The organism is Sulfurospirillum deleyianum DSM 6946, from assembly GCF_000024885.1.
GTDB lineage: Bacteria > Campylobacterota > Campylobacteria > Campylobacterales > Sulfurospirillaceae > Sulfurospirillum > Sulfurospirillum deleyianum.
Genome location: NC_013512.1, coordinates 77,634 through 97,245 on the forward strand (window position 1 = coordinate 77,634; position 19,612 = coordinate 97,245).

At 38.2% G+C, this 19,612-nt stretch carries 24 protein-coding genes and 1 tRNA gene; 13 read left to right on the top strand and 12 right to left on the bottom strand.

From position 1 onward, the window contains the following. Positions 1-11: 11 nt before the first annotated feature. Positions 12-1,916 (bottom strand): LTA synthase family protein, encoded by a 1,905-nt coding sequence (locus tag SDEL_RS00425; protein WP_012855884.1) that lies wholly within the window; start codon positions 1,914-1,916, stop codon positions 12-14. A 234-nt stretch (positions 1,917-2,150) separates the two neighbouring features. On the opposite strand from SDEL_RS00425, the gene SDEL_RS00430 reads away from it, so the two are divergent. The 5 genes from SDEL_RS00430 (at position 2,151) to rplT (ending at position 5,390) form a co-directional block, all read left to right on the top strand. After that, a tRNA-Val gene (locus tag SDEL_RS00430) sits at positions 2,151-2,226 on the top strand. A 54-nt stretch (positions 2,227-2,280) separates the two neighbouring features. Next, the gene (thrS, locus tag SDEL_RS00435; RefSeq protein ID WP_041666390.1) at positions 2,281-4,095 is read left to right on the top strand and encodes a threonine--tRNA ligase; all 1,815 of its coding nucleotides are present in this window, start codon (positions 2,281-2,283) and stop codon (positions 4,093-4,095) included. After that, entirely contained in the window at positions 4,092-4,607 is a 516-nt protein-coding gene (gene infC / locus SDEL_RS00440) for a translation initiation factor IF-3 (protein WP_012855886.1), read from the top strand. The genes thrS and infC overlap by 4 nt, the downstream gene beginning before the upstream one ends. Before the next feature lie 121 nt (positions 4,608-4,728). After that, positions 4,729-4,923 (top strand): 50S ribosomal protein L35, encoded by a 195-nt coding sequence (rpmI, locus tag SDEL_RS00445; protein WP_012855887.1) that lies wholly within the window; start codon positions 4,729-4,731, stop codon positions 4,921-4,923. A gap of 113 nt (positions 4,924-5,036) precedes the next feature. Then, a complete protein-coding gene (rplT, locus tag SDEL_RS00450; protein ID WP_012855888.1) occupies positions 5,037-5,390 on the top strand; it encodes a 50S ribosomal protein L20 in 354 nt (117 codons plus the stop codon). A 53-nt stretch (positions 5,391-5,443) separates the two neighbouring features. On the opposite strand, the gene ccoG is transcribed toward rplT, so the two are convergent. Together ccoG and SDEL_RS00460 are read right to left on the bottom strand one after the other, a co-directional pair. Beyond that, the gene (gene ccoG / locus SDEL_RS00455; protein ID WP_012855889.1) at positions 5,444-6,802 is read right to left on the bottom strand and encodes a cytochrome c oxidase accessory protein CcoG; all 1,359 of its coding nucleotides are present in this window, start codon (positions 6,800-6,802) and stop codon (positions 5,444-5,446) included. 10 nt (positions 6,803-6,812) lie between these two features. Beyond that, on the bottom strand, positions 6,813-7,481 hold the full coding sequence (locus SDEL_RS00460) for a recombinase family protein (protein WP_012855890.1): 669 nt from the start codon (positions 7,479-7,481) through the stop codon (positions 6,813-6,815). Positions 7,482-7,681: 200 nt separating this feature from the next. Here SDEL_RS00460 and rpsU point away from each other — a divergent pair, with 200 nt between their 5' ends. The 8 genes from rpsU to SDEL_RS00500 all read left to right on the top strand — a co-directional run bounded on the left by rpsU (position 7,682) and on the right by SDEL_RS00500 (position 12,665). Then, the gene (gene rpsU, locus SDEL_RS00465) at positions 7,682-7,894 is read left to right on the top strand and encodes a 30S ribosomal protein S21 (protein ID WP_012855891.1); all 213 of its coding nucleotides are present in this window, start codon (positions 7,682-7,684) and stop codon (positions 7,892-7,894) included. Positions 7,895-8,017: 123 nt separating this feature from the next. Beyond that, entirely contained in the window at positions 8,018-8,734 is a 717-nt protein-coding gene (locus SDEL_RS00470) for a MerR family transcriptional regulator (protein WP_012855892.1), read from the top strand. A gap of 1 nt (position 8,735) precedes the next feature. Continuing rightward, positions 8,736-9,359: a UPF0323 family lipoprotein gene (locus tag SDEL_RS00475; protein ID WP_012855893.1), complete on the top strand. Its 624-nt coding sequence runs from the start codon at positions 8,736-8,738 to the stop codon at positions 9,357-9,359. Between the two features lie 6 nt (positions 9,360-9,365). Beyond that, a complete protein-coding gene (locus tag SDEL_RS00480) occupies positions 9,366-10,547 on the top strand; it encodes a glutathionylspermidine synthase family protein (RefSeq protein WP_012855894.1) in 1,182 nt (393 codons plus the stop codon). Positions 10,548-10,550: 3 nt separating this feature from the next. Further along, positions 10,551-11,483 carry a D-2-hydroxyacid dehydrogenase gene (locus SDEL_RS00485; protein WP_012855895.1) on the top strand — a complete coding sequence of 311 codons (933 nt, stop codon included), beginning with the start codon at positions 10,551-10,553 and terminating at the stop codon, positions 11,481-11,483. Positions 11,484-11,492: 9 nt separating this feature from the next. Further along, entirely contained in the window at positions 11,493-11,990 is a 498-nt protein-coding gene (locus SDEL_RS00490; protein ID WP_012855896.1) for a YajQ family cyclic di-GMP-binding protein, read from the top strand. A 3-nt stretch (positions 11,991-11,993) separates the two neighbouring features. Continuing rightward, positions 11,994-12,293: a hypothetical protein gene (locus SDEL_RS00495; RefSeq protein ID WP_012855897.1), complete on the top strand. Its 300-nt coding sequence runs from the start codon at positions 11,994-11,996 to the stop codon at positions 12,291-12,293. A 9-nt stretch (positions 12,294-12,302) separates the two neighbouring features. Then, positions 12,303-12,665, top strand: coding sequence for a diacylglycerol kinase (locus SDEL_RS00500; protein ID WP_012855898.1), 363 nt, complete (start codon positions 12,303-12,305; stop codon positions 12,663-12,665). A 2-nt stretch (positions 12,666-12,667) separates the two neighbouring features. Here the strand turns inward: SDEL_RS00500 and SDEL_RS00505 are convergent, their stop codons facing one another. The 9 genes from SDEL_RS00505 to SDEL_RS00545 form a co-directional block, all read right to left on the bottom strand. Further along, positions 12,668-13,003 carry a hypothetical protein gene (locus tag SDEL_RS00505; RefSeq protein WP_012855899.1) on the bottom strand — a complete coding sequence of 112 codons (336 nt, stop codon included), beginning with the start codon at positions 13,001-13,003 and terminating at the stop codon, positions 12,668-12,670. Beyond that, entirely contained in the window at positions 12,997-14,184 is a 1,188-nt protein-coding gene (locus SDEL_RS00510; RefSeq protein ID WP_012855900.1) for a sensor histidine kinase, read from the bottom strand. Before SDEL_RS00510 ends, SDEL_RS00505 begins: the two co-directional genes overlap by 7 nt. Beyond that, positions 14,144-14,812 carry a response regulator transcription factor gene (locus SDEL_RS00515; protein WP_012855901.1) on the bottom strand — a complete coding sequence of 223 codons (669 nt, stop codon included), beginning with the start codon at positions 14,810-14,812 and terminating at the stop codon, positions 14,144-14,146. The genes SDEL_RS00510 and SDEL_RS00515 overlap by 41 nt, the downstream gene beginning before the upstream one ends. Beyond that, positions 14,802-15,020 (bottom strand): DUF1104 domain-containing protein, encoded by a 219-nt coding sequence (locus tag SDEL_RS00520; RefSeq protein ID WP_012855902.1) that lies wholly within the window; start codon positions 15,018-15,020, stop codon positions 14,802-14,804. Before SDEL_RS00520 ends, SDEL_RS00515 begins: the two co-directional genes overlap by 11 nt. A 2-nt stretch (positions 15,021-15,022) precedes the next feature. After that, positions 15,023-15,619, bottom strand: coding sequence for an ABC-type transport auxiliary lipoprotein family protein (locus tag SDEL_RS00525; protein WP_012855903.1), 597 nt, complete (start codon positions 15,617-15,619; stop codon positions 15,023-15,025). A 157-nt stretch (positions 15,620-15,776) separates the two neighbouring features. Beyond that, positions 15,777-16,727: an MlaD family protein gene (locus SDEL_RS00530; protein WP_012855904.1), complete on the bottom strand. Its 951-nt coding sequence runs from the start codon at positions 16,725-16,727 to the stop codon at positions 15,777-15,779. Positions 16,728-16,734: 7 nt separating this feature from the next. Beyond that, entirely contained in the window at positions 16,735-17,469 is a 735-nt protein-coding gene (locus SDEL_RS00535; protein WP_012855905.1) for an ABC transporter ATP-binding protein, read from the bottom strand. After that, positions 17,466-18,596: an ABC transporter permease gene (locus tag SDEL_RS00540; RefSeq protein ID WP_012855906.1), complete on the bottom strand. Its 1,131-nt coding sequence runs from the start codon at positions 18,594-18,596 to the stop codon at positions 17,466-17,468. The genes SDEL_RS00535 and SDEL_RS00540 overlap by 4 nt, the downstream gene beginning before the upstream one ends. 121 nt (positions 18,597-18,717) lie before the next feature. Further along, positions 18,718-19,557 (bottom strand): YitT family protein, encoded by an 840-nt coding sequence (locus tag SDEL_RS00545; RefSeq protein ID WP_012855907.1) that lies wholly within the window; start codon positions 19,555-19,557, stop codon positions 18,718-18,720. Between the last annotated feature and the right edge of the window lie 55 nt (positions 19,558-19,612).

Consider the following 19,612-nt stretch of genomic DNA (forward strand, 5'->3'; position numbering starts at 1 on the left):
CAGATAGCTACTTAGCGGTACAGTCTCTTTTCATATAAATCTTGAAGCACTGTGATGAGACTGAGCGCTTTTTCTTCTAAGAGGGTATTGGAAGCTTTTGGAATGAGTTTTGCATTGTGATACTCAAAGGTTTGAGGTTTCATTTCTGGGCCAATAACGGCAATCTCATTCTCCTCCCGCAAGGCAAATATATCATTAAAGTTCATTAAGTTGACATGTGGTTTGTTTGGTTTGAAAATCGTGTGCCCTAAAATAGGGTATGTTAAGTCCAATCCTAATAAGTCAAGCGCTGTTGCTAAAACATCAGGTTGACTAGCTAGTTGATGATACATTAAAGGTGTAATTCCTTCCGTAACAATAATGGCTGGTATTTTGAACATTGAAACAGGAACAAGATCATCTCCATAAACCCTCACATTGTGATCAGCAACAACAACAAAAACAGTATCTTTATAGTAACTCTCTTTTTGCGCCAATTCGAAAAATTTTCCTATGGCATAATCAGCATATTTAATCGCATTTTTCACACTCTGTTTAGGTTTATTGGGCTCAAAGTCTATTTTACCTTCGGGCAGTTCAAACGGTGCGTGATTGGATTGGCTAAACATAACAGAGACAAATTTTTCATTATTTTGAGCGTATGTTTTAAATTTTTCATTGGCTTTGATAACCAAATCTTCATCGCTTACACCCCAGGTACTTCTAAAGCTTGGATTTTTAAAATCTTTTTCTTCTATCACTTCATCAAAGCCATTGCCAAGATACCAGCTTCGCATATTGTCAAATCGAGCTTCTCCTCCATAAATGAAGCTTGATTTGTATCCATAAGGTTTCAGTAATGATGCAACGGTAAAAAAATCATTTTGTGACTTTGTACGCTTGAGAACACCTTCTCCTACAATGGGTAAAAAACCAGAACTGAGTGCTGCTAGTCCTCGAATACTTCGTGTGCCATTAGCATAAAGATTGGTAAAGGCGATGTGGGTTTTTCCTAAACGATTCATATTGGGTGTAAGATGGGCTTCGCCACCGCTAAATTGTACAAATTGAGCGCCCATACTTTCTTGAATAAAAATAACAAGATTTTTAGGAGTAGCTCTTTTGAAATGGGTAGGTTCAAGACGGGAAAAAGGTTGTTTTTGATCATCTATATCAATCCCTAGAAGTTCAGATGTTAGGACATAAGCTTTATCACGATTGATTTTGCCATAGGCTTTGATGGCATCTGTATCATTTTTCTGATGACTATAATAGGCATATCCAATGCTGTATAAAGAATTTTTAGTGATGTCATTGAGCACTCTATTAGCGCTGTAAAGTGCATCAGAAATATTTGCGGGGCGATGTCCAAAGGATGAACGAATCCCAATAAATAGAACAAGTAGAAGCGGAATCAGAAGGATTAAACGATAAAAGTAAGGCGTTTTAAAAGCATTGGTCATATCAAGAAATTTCAATTTTAAGAACCATCTTGTAAAAAGTCCCATCATGATAAAAGCAAACCCTAATTCATACGCATAATCTTTCCAAAGAAGCAAAAGAATCTCTTTAGGGTATTCAAGGTATTGAAAAAAGAGATAATTTGGTCTTACGTCATATTGTTCGAAAAATGGGAAGGTTGCATTTTCAATGAAAATAAAAAGTAGAAACCAAAAGAGAAGATACCCATGAATGATTTTCGTCATATTTTTTGCAAACGATAAAGGTGTTAATGTTAAAAAAAGTGTTGGAACAACCAACACGATAGATATGACCATACTATCCATACGTGCACCATAAATAAACGTGAGCAAGGACTCTGAAAAAGAGATATCTTGAAAGCGTTCAAAGTAAATCATATAAAGTAAAAAACGACCGAGTAATAGAGTGAGAAGAAGGAGTGTGTACGTTTTTAAAAGCTCTTTAATAAGATGCATGATTCCTCTTTATACGTTTATGGATGATTTTATTGAAAAAGGGGATTGTAAAAAATGAAGATGAACAGAGGATGAATTGAAAATTATCTGTGGATAGAGCGTTGAGAGAACGTCAATATTTTTTAATAAAGAGGCTTTTAAGTATTTATTCAGTAGCATACCGCTCTATTTTAGTTCTCTTTATGCGTATAAAAAGTACGCAATAAAGGAAATTTGATAGTGTTAAATGGTTGCGGTCGCGTAGCTCAGTTGGTAGAGCACTACCTTGACATGGTAGTGGTCGGAGGTTCGAATCCTCTCGTGGCCACCATTTTTTTGTTCTCCCGTTGGTGTGGGAGTTCATACAAGTAAAGGACTTATAATGATGAATGATGTTATTGCCTATAAAGAAGGCAGCACTCTCATTGATACACAAACTGCATTAGCTTCCTCTAAGACTTACGAAGACAAAATTTTATTCAACAATTCAAAAGATGCCCTTGAAGTGATTCGCCATTCATGCGCACATTTGATGGCTCAGGCCATTAAGGCATTGTATAAAGATGCACAATTTTTTGTTGGACCTGTTATTGAGGATGGTTTTTACTACGATTTTCGTGTCAATGAAAAGATTGGTGATGCTGATCTTAAAGAGATTGAGAAAAAAATGGCAGAACTTGCCAATGCTAAACTTCCTATTGAAAAAATCTACACAACCAAAGCAGAAGCTCTGAAACACTTTGCACATGATGATTTAAAACAAGAAGTTATGTTACGCATTCCTGATGGTGAAGTTTCGATTTACAAACAGGGTGATTTTGAAGATTTATGTCGTGGACCGCACGTCCCCAATACTAAATATTTACGATTTTTTAAATTAATTAAGGTTGCCGGTGCCTATCTAGGTGGCGATGAAAAACGTGAAATGCTGACACGTATTTATGGGATAGCATTTGCGGACAAAGAGAGCCTTAAAGATTATGTGACCATGATTGAAGAGGCGAAAAAAAGAGATCATCGAAAAATTGGTAACGAATTAAAACTTTTTACGTTTGATGATGAAGTAGGCGCAGGACTCCCTATTTGGTTGCCACAAGGTGGAAAATTACGTGCTAAACTTGAAAAGTTACTGTTTACAGCGCATCGAAAACGTGGTTATCAACCTGTTCGTGGTCCCGAAATTTTAAAATCAGACGCATGGAAAATAAGCGGTCACTATCAAAATTACGGTGAAAATATGTATTTTACAGTGATTGATGAGGCTGAATACGGTATCAAGCCGATGAACTGCTTAGGGCATATCAAAGTGTTTCAAAGTGAAGTAAGAAGTTATCGAGATTTACCACTGAAATTTTTTGAATACGGCGTGGTGCATCGTCATGAAAAAAGTGGTGTATTGCATGGACTTTTTAGGGTACGTGAATTTACACAAGATGATGCACATATTTTTTGTACACCCGATCAAATTAAAGAGAATGTTTTAGAAATTTTGAGTTTTGTCGATTCTATCATGAAGACTTTTGGATTTCATTACGAGATGGAAATTTCAACTCGTCCTGAAAAATCAATTGGGGATGAGCGTTATTGGGAAGCTGCAACACAAGGTCTTAAAAATGCGTTGGATGAAAATGGCATTACTTATGGTATTGATGAAGGTGGCGGAGCATTTTATGGTCCAAAAATTGACATTAAGATTACGGATGCATTAAAGCGTAAATGGCAGTGTGGAACCATTCAAGTTGATTTCAATCTTCCAGAGCGTTTTGATATTAGTTATGTCGATGCCAATAATGAACATGCACGACCGGTTATGTTACACCGTGCAATTTTAGGTTCTTTTGAGCGATTTATTGGTATTTTAATTGAGCATACATCAGGGGAATTTCCATTTTTCCTTGCGCCAACACAAGTGGTGATTGTCCCTATTTCAGATGCGCATTTAGAGTATGCAAAATCAGTCGCAAATGCTCTTATGGCTGAAGAGATTGATGTTGAAGTTTCTTCTAAAAATGAGAGTCTCAATAAACGTATTCGTAATGCAGAAACCATGCGTGTTCCAATGATATTAGTTATTGGTGATGCAGAAGTTGAAAATCAAAGTGTTGCTGTACGTGACAGAAGAGAAAGAACACAGTATAATTTGAGTAAAGTTGAATTAATTAAAACCCTAAAGGAGAAACTTAGTGAGGTACACTTTTGAGTAAAGACAAAGAAGTCATACTGAACGAAGAGATCAGAGCAGCAGAAGTAAGGTGTATTGGTGATGATGGCACACAGTATGGTATTATCACTCGAAATGAGGCTCTTGCAAAGGCTGATGAGCTTGGTTTAGATTTGGTGCTTATTGCACCTGATGCAAAACCTCCTGTATGTAAGATTATGAACTACGGTAAGTTCAAATATCAACAAGAGAAAAAGCTTAAAGAGGCACGCAAAAATCAGAAGATTATTGAAGTCAAAGAGATTAAACTCTCTGTTAAAATTGCGTCAAACGACATTAATTATAAAATAAAACATGCTCGTGAATTCCTTGAAGAAGGAAAGCATGTTCGTTTTAGAGTCTTTTTACGTGGTAGAGAAATGGCTAATCCAGAAGCTGGAGAGCAAGTTTTAGAGAGTTTATGGCCAATGCTTGAAGATATTGCTGAGCGTGAGAAAACACCAAAGCTCGAAGGTCGATACATCAATATGCTGGTTACTCCTAAAAAGTAAATTAAGCGCACTTAAAATTCTTTCTTTTTAATCCCCTCTAAGGAAAATTAAGCTATTATAGCCGTTTTCTAACGCTAGAGGGGATTCCCTTTAGATTTTAGAATAAATACAAGGAGTAAGCATGCCGAAAATGAAAACGGTACGCGGCGCAGCTAAGCGTTTTAGAACGAGTAAAAATAAGATTAAAAGAGGCGCAGCCTTTAGAAGTCATATTCTTACTAAAAAACCAACGAAAAGAATGCGTGGTTTGAAAGTCGCTAAAACGGTTGATGCACGCGATGAGAAGTCCGTTAAATTAATGCTTTGTAAAGCGTAATTTAAAAAGAGTTTTTGACAAGAGTCATTCACCCTACATGTAATGTTCCCCTCCTTTGAGGGCAAGTTCCCTAGTGGGACACCGACATTGATTTATTTGGTCAAGGAGACACCATGGCAAGAGTAAAAACAGGTATCGTCAGAAGAAGACGTCACAAGAAAATTTTAAAGATGGCTAGAGGCTTCTTTAGTGGAAGAAGAAAACACTTTAGAAAAGCAAAAGAGCAATTAGAGAGAAGTTTAGTTTACGCATTCCGTGATAGAAGACAAAAGAAAAGAGATTTTAGAAGACTTTGGATCACACGTATCAATGCAGCATGTAGACTTAACGACATTAGTTACTCACGCTTCATCAATGCTCTAAACAAAGCAAATATTGATTTAGATAGAAAAATTCTTGCAGATATGGCGATGAATGACCCTGAAGCGTTTGCAACCGTTGTAAAGCAAGCAAAAGCAGCGTTATAATTCAGTTAATGCTATAAGGTGATGGTTTATAAAACCATCACCCTCTTCCCTTTTTAAGGCTTTACTTCACTCTTCTTTGGATAGATAAAGATTGTTTTTCTTTCTACCCAAATCTTCTCTTTTTCATCTACCGCAAACGCTTTAATGTTCACAGGTAAATTTTTAGTTTCATCACTGAGTTCATCAGAAGATGAAGAGAGAATGACAATTTTATTGACTTTTTGTCCTGCCTTTAGTACAAATGGTTCTGTTGGTTTTTCAATTTTAAGCTCTGAATTTGAGAGTTCAAAATAGTAAGAGTGATCTTTGGCATCTGTATTTTGAAATAAAAATGTGTAAACATTTTCTATACGTTTACTATCATCAGCAATTTTATACAGTTGGCTTGTTCGATTGATATTAAGTAACATATACTCTTTTTGACTTCCCATGACGAAGAGCCCAACCAGTACTAAACTTAGCGCAACCATATATGCAAGAGTTCGGAAACGAAGGTAATTTGTTTTTTTATCTTTTTCAATTGCCATAGAACTTGTCCACGTAATTAAAGAAGGTTTTCCTAATTTTGCCATAACGGATGTACAGGCATCTGCACATTCAAGACAGTTAATACACTCTAGTTGCATACCTTTTCTGATATCTATATGGGTAGGGCATACTCTCACACATGCCTCACAGCCAGTACAATCATCTGTTACTAAAGGAGGTTTGCTTCCTAGCTTAATGCCTTGTGGATTGTAAATTTGACCACCACGTTTTTCATTGTAAATAGTTTGAAGTGTATGTTCGTCAAAAAGAGCAGACTGAATACGTGAATAAGGGCATATGTAGACACAGAAATTTTCTTTAAGCGCTACAACATCATAAACTAAAAAGGCTGTAATTCCAAGAAGAAACCCGTACATGATCGTATGTTCAAGAGGATTGGTTAAGTACTGAAAAAAGTCTTCTGGTGGGATAAAGTACCACAAGAAGTTTGACGCAGCAAGGCTCGCAAGCATCGTCCACAGTAAAATAGCAAGGATACGTTTTAGAAGATACCCTTCTTGAGGCTCTTTTTGTTTGTTTTGAATACTTTTTCGAATCCCTAAAAGTTTAGTTTGGATAAAATCACGAAAAATCACTCTAAAAATGGTTTGAGGACACGACCATCCGCACCAGACACGACCCCCTAGGGTTGTGACAAAAAAGATGGTAAGAAAAAAAAGCATTAGAACAAAAGGCATCAAATAGAGTTCTTGCATATCAAAGGTGGTAAAAAGAAGATGTAACTGCTTTTTATCAAAACTTAAGAGAAAAAAGTGATTTCCATCTAGTGTGATAAATGGCAAAACTAAGGCTACGGCTGTAATCAAAGCAAAAACAATATAACGTTTTTGTCTATAAAAAACAGACAGGTTTGTTTGACTCATAGGAATTCCTTTATTCGGATAATATGTGACTAAGAGAACACTCTTTCTGATGTGTATGTTTAGGCATGAAAGGTTTTTCATCTTTAGATTTAAAGAGGGCAACTTTTGCTTTGACAAGTTCTTTTAGACCTCTTGAATTCACGTAATCTTTTAGAGATGTACGACTTACATGTAAAGATTCAGCGATTTTTGTAATAGGTTCTTTGGCTTCAAGACGTTCAATAATCAGTGAACGATGAATATCAAATTTTGATTTTGAGATACGACCTTTTGGACGCCCATTTTTTTTCTTTTTGTTGTCATGTTGTTGGGCTGTTTGGTACTTTAAGAAAAGCTCTAGCAGGGCAACGGGTTCACTTTTTGAATGAAGACACTCATTAATGTCTGCAATGTGAACAAAAATAGAGCGTTTGAGAAGGCATTCAAAAATTTTAATCAGCTCTTCGATGGTGTTGGAGAGGGTGTGGAGATCAAAGATAATCAAATGATCTTCTTCATTTAAAGAGCGTAAAAAGGCTCTAAACTCTTTTCTCTCTTCTAAAGTAGCATCACATGTAGAATTTTCAATTTCTGTAGAATCAAGGGTGATTCCATGATGATGTGTGTATTTTAGAATTTGTTTTTGTTGCGTTGTCACAGATGTGATACGATTTTGGTTTTTTAAAAGCGCAATATACATAAAATTGTCACCTTTTTGTCATTTTAGATGTAAGTATACAGATATTGACGTATGAAGTCAATAGAATTTTTATTTTTATCGTCAAAAAGGCATACTATAAAAAGGAAATCAAAGTATGTAAATGTTCCTATTAAGGTTACATGTAAATAGTTTTAGATACAATGCAACCCTAAATTCATCAGAAAGGTGGTGGATAGAGTATGCCAGGAATTAAATTACATCCTAACGAATCGTTTGACGAAGCGTATAGAAAGTTTAAAAAACAAGTGGATCGTAACCTAGTTGTAACGGAAGTGCGTGCGAGACGTTTCTATGAAACAGCAACAGAAAAACGCAAAAAAGATAAAATTAGTGCACGTAAAAAACAGTTGAAAAAACTTTATATGCTTCGCCGTTACGAGTCAAGACTCTAACACACACAGCCAAGAAGTTAGCTTCTTGGCTTCTTTGTTTTCCCTTCTCCTAAAAATAAACTAATCAAAGCTATGATAACATTAACTACAAATAGATCTTTTTGTTAGCGCAAAGGTTATACAATGGACAAAAAACTAACGGTTATGGAAGCAGCAAAACTTTTAGGTGTTAGTAAAGAGGCAATTTACAATCGTTTAAGACGAGGAACGCTTCAGAGTGTTGTTGAAAATGGCACGAAGTACATTGTGCTTAGCAAGGGCGGAATGAAAGAGAATTCTTCTGTACGTAAAGCAGATATGAGTGCAGATTACAGTGCGTATGTCGAATTGTTAAAAACACAACTTGATGAGATGAAGCAAAAAAATCAAAAATTAGAAGAAGATAAAGAACGCCTCATTGCGGATAAAGAACGCATGTTAATTGAGTCAAAAGAAAAAATTGAGATGATTTATAAAGAACGAGATGAACAGCTCAAAGCAATACTAACATTAGCCAACCGTCAAATAACACACACTAACACAGAAGTTCATGTTCCTGAAAGTACTCATATGGAATCTGTTAATACGTCTATTGTAACACCGCCAATGGAAAGTTTCGAAGAAGCTGATGTCGTAGAGGAGGAGGGGCAAAAAGAGGTTGAATCTCTTTTTGAAGTTTACAGTGATTGGCGAGATTTACGAAGTTATTTAAAAGAGAAAGGTTTTTCTAAAAAGGAGAAACATCATATCAATGATGCCGTGAGTAAACGCGTGGGTCATTTTGATAGTGTTATGGATAGAGATGGAAAATTATTTATTAAAAAAGGCAAAAAACTCAAAGAGATATTAGGAGAGTCATAAAATGCAGTATATTCGTAAAATTTCAGATTATATGATCGCAGGAGGCATTGGTGTGATGGTGATTGCATCAATGCAAGGGTGTGAACAAAAAGAGGATAAAAATGCTCTAGCAGAAGCTGCACAAACACAAGGTGCGTTAGTGATTGTAGATGAAATAGCGCCAGGTGAGTATAAAATTGCAGAAGAGTATCCTAGTTCTACAACACGAGTGATTGTACGAAGTAAAGATGGAACGGAGCGCATTTTATCACAAACAGAGATTGACGCATTGGTGAAAGAAGAAGCTGTAAAAATCGATAATAACACCTCATCCCTAACGAATCCTAGTCTAAGTTCTGGACAAATGGGATTAGGGGGTATTTTACTCTCAAGTATTGCTGGGGCAATGATTGGAAGTTGGATTGGTAATAAACTCTTTAATAATCAAAATTACCAAAATCAACGTGCTACCAATTATAAAAGTCCTCAAGCGTATAGCAGAAGTACGAGCAGTTTTAACAAACCGATGTCAAGTTCAACCACCAGCAGTGCCAGTAAAAGCAGTGGTTTTTTTGGTTCAAAATCAGGCACAACAACCTCATCGACCAGTTCAACATCAAAAGCACCTAGCAGTTTTGGAGGATAAATTTAAATGGTATCAACAGAAAAAATTAAACCCTTAAGTAAAGACTTTTTAGAGTCGATTGGATTTTATTGGCATACCGATAGCGATGAAACATCGTATGTGGCAGATGAATTAGTATTGGTCAGTCATGATGAGGTAGAGGCGTATTATGAAGCCGCCAATGAACTTTACGATATGTTTGCAGAAGCAGGGCAATATGTGATTGATAACAATCTTTTTCATGAACTCAACATCCCTTTTAATTTGGTTGAATTGATTAAAAATTCATGGGAAAATGATGTGCATTGGCATTTGTACGGTCGCTTTGATTTTGCGGGAGGCGTGGATGGAGCGCCGATTAAACTCATGGAATTTAATGCCGATACACCTACATCACTTTATGAAACAGCGATTATCCAATGGGCGATGCTTAAAGCTAATGGCATGGATGAAGCCAAACAGTTCAATACCGTTTTTGAAGCGCTCAAAGAGAACTTTAAACGTCTGGTTGTCTTAGAGGGTGATACGGAAGAGTTTGCCCAGTACTATGAGGGATGGAAAATTTTATTCTCCTCTATTCGTGGAAATATTGAAGATGAAAACACCACCCGTTTGCTTCAAAGTGCCGCCAATGAAGCGGGTTTTCACACCGATTTTGCCTACGTGGATGAAGTGGGTTTTAACGGCAGTGAGGGCATTTTTAAAGATGATGAGAATTTTGAGTACTGGTTTAAACTCATTCCATGGGAAAATATTGCGATTGAAGAGGGTGATTTAGCCCTTTTATTGGATGAAATGGTGCAAGAGCAAAAGGCGATTATTCTTAATCCTGCCTATACGCTTCTTTTTCAAAGCAAAGCGTTTATGAAAATTTTATGGGATCTTTTCCCCAATCATCCGTTACTGCTTGAGACGTCATTTGAACCGCTTAAAAATCAAAAACAGGTGGAAAAGAGAGCCTTTGGACGAGAAGGGGCTAACACGGTTATTTATGAGCATGATATGTCTGTGATTGAAAAAACAGAGGGCGAATATGGTAATTTTAAACCCATTTATCAAGCGTATGCAGAGTTGCCAAAAGATGAACAAGGACGAAGCTACCAAGCGGGTGTTTTCTTTGCGTATGAGGGGTGTGGCTTAGGGTTTAGACGTGGCGGATTGATTATGGAGAATTTTTCAAAATTTGTGGGACACCGCATAAAGGATTAAGTGATGAAAATAGTCTGTTTGGATGCAAAAACATTGGGTGATGATGCGGATTTAACGCTCTTCTCACAGTTTGGCGTGTTTGAAGCCTTTGATACAACTTCTCTTGAAGAGCGCATCGAACACATCGGTGATGCAAAAATTGTGCTCACCAATAAAGTGTTGATTGACAAAGAGGTGATGGATGCATGTCCCAATTTAGGACTCATTTGCATTACTGCTACGGGCATGAACAATGTTGATTTGGAGTATGCAAAGCATAAAGGAATTATGGTTAAAAATGTTGCGGGGTATTCTACGGCGTCCGTGGCACAAACAACACTGATGTTAGCGCTTAATTTGTTAGGAAAACTTGCCTATTACGATGCGTATGTAAAATCGGGCGAATGGGTTAAAAGCCCTATTTTTACCCATTTAGCTCAGCCTTTTTCTGAAATCAAAGGGAAACGTTGGGGCATCATTGGGTTAGGAAATATTGGTAAAGAAGTCGCTAACATTGCCACAGCGTTTGGGGCGGAAGTGCTCTATTATTCGACCAGTGGCGCCAATCATAATGGCACGTATCGACAGGTTTCTTTAGATGAGATGATGCAAACGTGCGAGATTGTCTCCATTCATGCCCCCTTGAATGAGAAAACACGCTATTTGGTGAGCAAAGAGCAATTACTTATGATGAAAAAAGGTGCCATCCTGATTAACGTGGGGCGTGGAGGCATTGTGCATGAGGGTGATTTGGCAGAAGCGATGGATAGCAAAGAGCTTTTTGTAGGGCTTGATGTTTTAGAAAAAGAGCCCATGGAAGCGAATCATCCGCTTTTACATGTAAAGCATCCTGAACGCTTGATAATTACACCGCATGTTGCGTGGGCAAGTGTGGAAGCAAGGCGTGAGCTGATTCGTTTGGTGGGTGAAAATATCAAAGATTTTTTAAGACAATAAGGAGAAAAGATGGCAAAAGAGCATAGTTTTGACATTAGTGCGGAGATTGACAAACAAAAGTTTAAAGATGCGTACGAACAAGCTAAAAAAGTCATTACCAATCGTTGGGATTTTAAAGGGGTGACGTGTGAGTTTGATCACAATGAGAAAGCCAAAACTGTTACCTTGATTACCACGACAGATTCAAAAGCCGATGCGATGGTTGATGCGTTGGTCTCTGAGGCGATTAAACGGGGCATTTCAGGTAAAGCGCTCAAAGAGCTCAAACGTGAACCTGCTGGTGGCGCAAAGGTAAAAGTAACGGTGAGTATTGTCGATGTGATTTCCAGTGATGATGCTAAAAAAATCGTCAAAGAGATTAAAGATTTGAAACTGAAAGTTCAAGCTTCTATTCGAGGTGATGTAGTCAGAGTTGAGGGCAAAAGCATTGATGATTTGCAAGAAGCCATTGCAGCGATTCGTGGGTGTGAATTTGACTTCCCTGTAAACTTTACCAATTTAAAATAACGCATGCAACCCATTCCTCCACGTATTGAAGTTGTCCCAAAAATCAAAGGGTTTTGGTGCAAAGTAGCGCAATATGTTTTGTATGGACTCTTAGCGCTGAGTCCGTGGGGTGTGGGTTTGTGGATTGGATATGCGTACAATATATGGGCAGGCATTGCGTTTTTTCTCTTTTTAACACTCGTAAGCGGTGTGTTTAGCTCTAAAATGCGCATTGCTTCCATTCCCTTTGAACAACGTGAAATGAACTACTCGACCATGGCGATTGTCAAGTGGTATGTGGCAAAAAATATCTGTTTAGACTAAAGGCACTCTGTGAGAAATCAACCCAAATATCATTTTTTTAAAAATACAACTTATGCACTTAAAGGGCTTAGAGATATTATTGCTCATGAGACATCGTTTCGTTTGGAGCTCATTTTGGTGCTTTTTTTAACCCCTGTTCTTTTTTTCATCCCTTTGGAGCTTAGTTATAAACTGTTGATGTTTATCGCTTTAATGGGAATGCCCATTGCTGAAGCAATGAACAGTGCGATTGAGCGGGTGACCGATTTGGTAACGCTTGAATACCATGAAATGGCAGGGCGTGCTAAAGATGCAGGCAGTGCGGTGGTTTTTTTAAGCATTGTTGTTTTTGTAGTGGTATGGTTTTTTTCGCTTTTAAAAGCTTACATGTAATGCTATTTTAAACGCTCAAATACGTTATAGCGCTTCCAATACTCATCAATCGCAAGGTTAAGTTCATCCTCTTTTAAGGTACTTTTTTTCTTCACACCAAAGCGGTGAATGAGCCCATCTTGCAAAATAGAATGTTCTGCCTTTGGATTTTTAAGATAGGCGATCATGGCTTTTTTTACTTCGGCTTCTGAACTGTATTTTAAGAGATAACGGAAGAAAAATTTATCAATTTTAACAGCTAAATCTTCATGGCAAGGGATACAGTTACGCTCATAAATTGTTGGTTTTGCCCATAAAATTGTACCAAGAACTAAAAAAAATAGACTCTTTTTTACCATGATATGCTCACTTTTGTTCCCTCATTGGGTTTGGATTCAATCTTTACATGTAACGCATACTCTTTGGCGATGGAAGCGACAATGTTCAGCCCTATTCCAAAGCCTCCGACACTTTTATCAAAACGACTGTAACGCTCAAACACTTGAGTAAGTTTACCCTCTTCTATGCCTCTGCCACTATCACTTACCCCAATACCCTCTTCGCTTAAACTGATATGAATGGTGCCTTTTGGAAGATTGTATTTGATAGCATTGGAGAGAATATTATCCAGTAGTTTTGCCATTTTTTTTCGGTCAATGCTAAGGAAAATCCCCTCTTGAAGTGTGGTGCTAAGGGTGATTTTTTTAGATTCAAACAGGAGTGAAAAGTATTCCAGCCGTTCTTCAATAAGGCTTTTAAGCTCCACAGGTTCATCATGAGAGAGAAGATGGTGCGAAAGGACTAAATAGGTTAAATCATCATACAGGTTAGAGATGGTTTTTGCCGCAATGCTCATACGTTTTATTTTTTTCGATAAGGCGCTATCAAGTGTTTCAAGTTCGATCATCTCTATGTTTGAGAGAATGGCATTGATAGGGGTATTGAGTTCATGGGTGGTATCTTTGATAAAGCGATCCAGCAAGCCAATCGTTTCTCGCATAGGTCGTAACAGTAAATGCAGCAAAAAATAACCAATAACGCTTAAAATGGCAAATAAAAGTAAACCATAGAGTAAAAGCTTACGGTAAAGTTTGTGGTTCCATCCCTTTGGTTCAGGAACTTCAAGAGCAATATAACGTGCACCTAAATAGTAAGACTCAAGCTCTTTAATAAAATAAATAAATCCCTCTTTGAGATAAATATCCTCATAAAGATTGACTTTTTTAGCATGCAGAGTCGAGAAAATTTCCCTGAGGGAACTATCGTAAATAGCAGAGTTAAAACGTTCATCTCTTGGATAAGTTTGCTCTTTTTCAAAGTTTACATGTAAAGATTTAAGCCGTGCAATTTGCTCATTGGTTAAGTTTGAGAGACTCTCTTTTTGGTTTTGTAGCATCAAATCACGCTCAAATCCATAGTATAAAAATGCTACAAACGCCAAAATAAGCAAGGTTAAAAAGGCATAAAGCCCTAAAAACGACCAGAGCGTTTTTTTCTCGCTAGAGCGTAAATTTATATCCCAATTTTTTAATGCTAACAATCTGTTCTTTCCCTATGAGTTTGCGAAGATTTTTAATGTAGGTGCGAAGTGCTTCGTCACTGCCTTGTTCGTTATATTCCCATAAATGCGCTATTAAGGTCTCATGACTGATAATTTCATTTTTCTTTTGCAAAAAGAGTTTGAGCAGTTTAGACTCTTTGTTTTGAAGTTGAATAGGCGAATGGTTGATAAAAAGCTGATGGTTTTGCGGGTCGTAGGTACAAGTATCATTGAGAATAATATGGCGTGTATGTGCGTGAAAAAATTCCCGTTTTAAAAGTGTGTCAATGCGAAAAAGAAGCTCTTTAAGGGCAAAAGGTTTACGCAAATAATCATCACAACCGCTCTCATACCCATGCTCCAAATCTTCAATGGCATTGAGTGAGGTGAGAAAAATAGCAGGGGTTGTGTTTCCTTGAAGGCGGCATTTTTTTAAGAGTTCAAAGCCATTTTGGGTGGGGACATTGACATCGAGTAAAAAGAGGTCAAAATGTTTTTCATAGATTTTTTCTTCTGCTTCTTCACCATCATACACCGGTGTGACTTCAAAGCCTTTGGATTCTAAAAATTCACACACCGTTTCGCTAAGGTTTGTATCATCCTCTAAAAGTAAAAGTCTATTCTTCACTTTTTTGCCTTTTCCATGCTTCATAGAGTGCTTTTTGCTCTTCACTCATGCTCTCTTCACGACGGGTAAGCTCTTTTAAAAAACGCTCCTCTTTTTGTGGTTCAACGTATCCCAAAAGGGCGATGAGCTCTTCGGTACTCATTTCACTAAAGTCTGTTTTTGCCATCAGTGTCAGTGTACATAGTATGAAGAAGAGCACTTTTTTCATCGTTACTTGCGTACCTCATTGATCCATACGGCCAATTCTTGAATGACCTCAGCCGTGGCGAGATTAAATGCTTCTACGGTTCCTGCTGCGCCATTGGTATTTGTAACGGGTTGTTTAGAAGAGAGACGAACACTTCCTAATACCTCTCCACTTTTAAGCTCCACCAGACGTACTCGAAGGCTCACATATACGTGCGATTTTTCATTTTCATCAAACACTTCTTCAAAATTTTGAAGGACAGACTCCAAAACAAGGTTATTCGATGCCATAGATGTGCCTGAGATAACTGATTCAAAATGGTTTTGGTCTTGCAGTGCTTCGGTGATGAGGTGTTGGAGTTTTAGGCTAGGTGTTTCGCTCCATGTTCCGTATTTGTACGGCAAAATCGCCCCACCCTTTTTGTACTGAATGGCACGTGAATTGAGTCCACTGGGTGTATCAATACGTGCGATTTTAAGGACATCATTGGTGTGTGTGGTAAAACGTTTGAGTTGAACCATGGGCTCAAGGGAGTAGTTATAAGGCTTGAGTGTTGTCTCTTTGAAGCTACATCCACTTAAAAGAAAAAGCGCACAGAGTCCTAAAAGTTCTTTTTTCATTATCCATCCTTTTTTATTATAAGAGTTCTTACAGAACTCTTGATATGCCTTAAAGCAAAAAGCTCTAAAGGCTACGTTAAAACGGGGGCTTCTTAGGCTAAAAGCCCACGCACCCTTGGTGCTTTTCTTTCTTACACAATGAATTTTGCAAGAAAGTCTATTCATGAGGTGCGGGTTCTATGGTTTCTGCTTTAAAGAGAAGATCACTAGGACTCTCTTTGAGGTTACGGACTAAGTCTTTGGTTTCATTAAGAACGAGATGTAACTCTTCAAGCGTTTGTTGAAGGGGTAAGAGGTTTTCTTTGACCAAAAGATCCATGTCAAAGGAGCCTTTTTCTAATTTTTGATTGAGCCCATTCATAACGGTATTGACACTTTTAGCGGCTTCTCGCACATTATCCATTGTATCAATACCTGTATTATCAATCGCGGAGGTAAAAGAGTGCGACATAGCTTGAATGCCTTTTGCTGCTTCAATAGACTCTTTGAGGAGTTGGTTAATCTCTTTGTTTTGTGCTTCAAGATTTGCCATGGTTTTGCTGGTTGATTCAGAAACTTTAGCGCTGTTTTCTAAAATAGCTTCAAAATTTTTGAGGTTTTTATCACTCATAATATTCTCTGCACGCTCAAAAATTTGTTCAGCTTTGGTACTCAATGAGGTGATGGTCTTATCCAGACGTGAAAAGGTAGAAGGGCGAGAGTAGATAATGCCATACTCCTCTTTTGTATCTCCCGTTTTAAGCTCTTTGGAGTGATTGATGCTTCCTTGAAGTTGAATGTAGCTGAGTCCTGTAATGCCCTGTGCTTCAATAATAGCATAGGTACTCTCTTTAATGGGTGCGTCTTCTTGCACACGAATGGTGACTAAAACTTCTTCAGCGTTTTTAGGGTTGATATTAATATCCCTAACCTCACCAATTTGCACACCATGCAATTTTACAGGAGCTTTTTCATTCAGCCCTGAGACAGACTCTTTGGTTGCCACTTGGTAAAATTTAAAACTTCCCTCATCCGAGTAACGCCCCAACCAGACAATTGAGACAACACTGCCAATGAGCAAAACAAAAACAAAGGCTCCAACTAAAATGTAACTTAAACGATTTTCCATCTCTGCCTCAACTTAAAAAATTTTTCAATGCTTCATTGTGGGTCTCTTTCAATGATGCCATTGTACCTTCAAATAACACTTTTTTATCCCCTAAAATAATAAAACGATCCAACACATTGGCAATGGTCTCTTTATCGTGAGTAACCATCACCACCGTAATGCCTAACGTATCTCTTAATGTAACAATCAGCTCATCAAAGGCTCTTGCACTTTGTGGATCCAGCCCTGAGGTAGGCTCATCTAAAAAAAGAAGCTTCGGATCAAGGGCGAGTGCCCGTGCAAGGGCGGCTCTTTTTTTCATTCCGCCACTGAGTTCTGAGGGATACATAGTGGCTACTTTTGAAGGAAGCCCAACCATAGAGAGTTTCATAAGGGCTGATTTTTCAATCAGCCAATCGGGCAGGTTCGTGTACTCTTTCATGGCAATGCTCACATTTTCCAAAATGGTTAAAGAGGTAAAAAGTGCACCAAACTGAAACAATACACCCCATTGCCTACGCAAACGCTCCGCCATTTTAAAAGAAGTGGTGGTAACATTGGTTCCTAAAATAGTGATGGAACCTTCGCTGATTTTTTGAAGCAAAATCATCTCTCGAAGCAGGGTCGTTTTACCACTGCCACTACCCCCTAAAAGCCCAAAAATTTCCCCTTTTGAGATTTTAAAACTCACTCCTTCGTGAATGGTGTGTCTGCCAAAACGTGTAATGACATCTTTGGCTTCAATGAGTGTACCATTTTTCATAATTTTAGCTCCGTTAAAAAGACGGAGATAAGCGCATCCATCGCAATCACCCAAAAGATGGCATTGACCACGCTGATGGTGGTGTATTTTCCCACACTCTCAGTATTGCTCGTGATTTGAAAACCACGAAAACAGCCAATGGTTGCAATAATACACCCAAAAATAGGCGCTTTAACCAATCCAATAACAAGGTGCTTTAACGCAACAGTCTCCTTAATACGGTCGATAAACTCTACAAAGCTGACATCTAATCGAGTAGAAGCGATAACCATGCCTCCAAACGTAGAGACAACATCAGCAAAAAAGACTAAGAGAGGCAGTGAAATAATCAGCGCAAATAAGCGAGGAAGCACCAAAAAATTCCAAGGTGAAAAGCCCATAGAGCTCATCGCATCAATCTCATCGGTCAGTTTCATCACCCCAATTTGTGCTGTGTACGAAGAAGCACTACGCCCCGCAACAACAATGGCGGTGAGCAAAGGGGCAAGTTCTCGCACCGCTGAGATGGTAATCATCTCAACAATGAAAATATTAGCACCAAATTTTTCTAACTGCGATGCACCTTGATAGGCAATGACCACACCAATTAAAAATGAGGTCAGCAAAATAATAGGAATCGCACCAGCTCCACTTTGCTCAATGTGATAGAGCGTGGCTTTAAGACGGATATTTGCAGGTTTGAAAAAAAGAGCACCGATGGCGTGTGAAAGCTCTCCTGTGAAAGAGAAAAAAGAGGCAAGGGTTTTGTAGCCTTCCATCATTGTTCTGCCCACATTTTCAAGAAAAGAGAGCACCATTCTCTCTTTTTTAGGACGAGGCACTTCGTGGGGATAGTGTGTTTGGCAGATAGAAAAAAGAGTTTTAAATGCGTCACTTGCACCTGTAGTCTGTACAATGCAGTATTCTTTTTCGAGTTTTTTAATGTGATGCAGTAGCAGCATAATGCCATGTGTATCAAATGTTTCAATACTACTAAAGTCAAACGTATAAGAAGCGTGAGGTTTACATGTAAGGCTCGTAAAAGCGCTTTGAAGCAGCGGAACTGACTCTTTGACCCACTTGCCCCGTACTATGACACTAAACCCTTCAGAGTTTTGTGAGACAAGAAGCGGAGGCTGTTTTTTCATCGCTTGCAACCTGTTTTTTATTTGTTAGATTTTTATTATAACATAAGGTGAGTAAGGGTGAAATTTTGTAGTTTTTGTGGGAGAAAAAGCGTTACATGTAAAGATGAAAACACACCACTACTCAATGCCCACGTCCCAAAAGTTCTGAGGCTTCCATGACCACCATAAACGCTTCATCATCCACGCTTTGAATGAGCTCTTTGAGTCTGGGGATTTTGCTGTTTTCCACCACTAAAAAGATCATGCGTTTTTCTTCGTGTTCAAAAATGCCACTGCCTTGTACGATGGTTCCATAGGGTCCTAAATGGTGCACAATGGTCTCGCAGAGTCTCTCAATTTGGCTTGAGACAATGTGCACGACTTTTTTGGAAGGTCCACGGGTGAGGAAGACATCGATACTTTTAGCGGAGATGTAAATGCTCACTAAACTCCACAGTGCCAAATCCACATTCTTAGAAATAAACGCAATGGTTATGACAATCAGCATATCAATGACGAGCATGACCGTTGAAGCTTTGATGCTACTTTTGGAGGCAATAATTTTAGCGATAATGGTCGAACCTCCTGCGGATGCGTGTCCACTTAAGATAAATCCTAGCCCGATGCCCACGCTAATGCCACCAAAAATGGAGGCTAAGATGACATCTTGACTCAGTGGGGTTATATGCATCCACGCACGCATACTATCAATGCACACGGAGGTAAAACCAATGGCGATGATGCTACGAAAGGTAAAATGTTTGCCAAAAAATTTGGTTCCCAAAAGAAGCAATGGAGCGTTGATGGCAATCATCATTAAGCCCACGGGGTAGTGAAAAATGTAGTGCATTAAAAGTGCCATACCGCTTGTTCCCCCTGTGACAAGGGCGTTTGGGATGAAGAGCGCGACCACGCCATACGCTAAAAACAAAGAACCTAAAACAATAAAACTGTAATTTTTTACTTCTGCTGAAACCTTCACAAAAACCTTTACATGTAAAAATATTTTTCGGATTGTAACATAGGATGAGACTATT

Bases quoted from the DNA above. Each gene is read 5' to 3' on its own strand.
- SDEL_RS00485 (WP_012855895.1), top strand. From the start codon at position 10,551: ATGAAAATAGTCTGTTTGGATGCAAAAACATTGGGTGATGATGCGGAT.
- SDEL_RS00540 (WP_012855906.1), bottom strand. From the start codon at position 18,596: ATGAAAAAACAGCCTCCGCTTCTTGTCTCACAAAACTCTGAAGGGTTT.
- rpmI (WP_012855887.1), top strand. From the start codon at position 4,729: ATGCCGAAAATGAAAACGGTACGCGGCGCAGCTAAGCGTTTTAGAACG.
- SDEL_RS00460 (WP_012855890.1), bottom strand. From the start codon at position 7,481: ATGTATATTGCGCTTTTAAAAAACCAAAATCGTATCACATCTGTGACA.
- SDEL_RS00495 (WP_012855897.1), top strand. From the start codon at position 11,994: ATGCAACCCATTCCTCCACGTATTGAAGTTGTCCCAAAAATCAAAGGG.
- SDEL_RS00505 (WP_012855899.1), bottom strand. From the start codon at position 13,003: ATGGTAAAAAAGAGTCTATTTTTTTTAGTTCTTGGTACAATTTTATGG.
- SDEL_RS00530 (WP_012855904.1), bottom strand. From the start codon at position 16,727: ATGGAAAATCGTTTAAGTTACATTTTAGTTGGAGCCTTTGTTTTTGTT.
- SDEL_RS00535 (WP_012855905.1), bottom strand. From the start codon at position 17,469: ATGAAAAATGGTACACTCATTGAAGCCAAAGATGTCATTACACGTTTT.
- SDEL_RS00480 (WP_012855894.1), top strand. From the start codon at position 9,366: ATGGTATCAACAGAAAAAATTAAACCCTTAAGTAAAGACTTTTTAGAG.
- SDEL_RS00470 (WP_012855892.1), top strand. From the start codon at position 8,018: ATGGACAAAAAACTAACGGTTATGGAAGCAGCAAAACTTTTAGGTGTT.
- thrS (WP_041666390.1), top strand. From the start codon at position 2,281: ATGAATGATGTTATTGCCTATAAAGAAGGCAGCACTCTCATTGATACA.
- ccoG (WP_012855889.1), bottom strand. From the start codon at position 6,802: ATGAGTCAAACAAACCTGTCTGTTTTTTATAGACAAAAACGTTATATT.
- SDEL_RS00475 (WP_012855893.1), top strand. From the start codon at position 8,736: ATGCAGTATATTCGTAAAATTTCAGATTATATGATCGCAGGAGGCATT.
- rpsU (WP_012855891.1), top strand. From the start codon at position 7,682: ATGCCAGGAATTAAATTACATCCTAACGAATCGTTTGACGAAGCGTAT.
- SDEL_RS00425 (WP_012855884.1), bottom strand. From the start codon at position 1,916: ATGCATCTTATTAAAGAGCTTTTAAAAACGTACACACTCCTTCTTCTC.
- SDEL_RS00520 (WP_012855902.1), bottom strand. From the start codon at position 15,020: ATGAAAAAAGTGCTCTTCTTCATACTATGTACACTGACACTGATGGCA.
- SDEL_RS00490 (WP_012855896.1), top strand. From the start codon at position 11,493: ATGGCAAAAGAGCATAGTTTTGACATTAGTGCGGAGATTGACAAACAA.
- rplT (WP_012855888.1), top strand. From the start codon at position 5,037: ATGGCAAGAGTAAAAACAGGTATCGTCAGAAGAAGACGTCACAAGAAA.
- SDEL_RS00525 (WP_012855903.1), bottom strand. From the start codon at position 15,619: ATGAAAAAAGAACTTTTAGGACTCTGTGCGCTTTTTCTTTTAAGTGGA.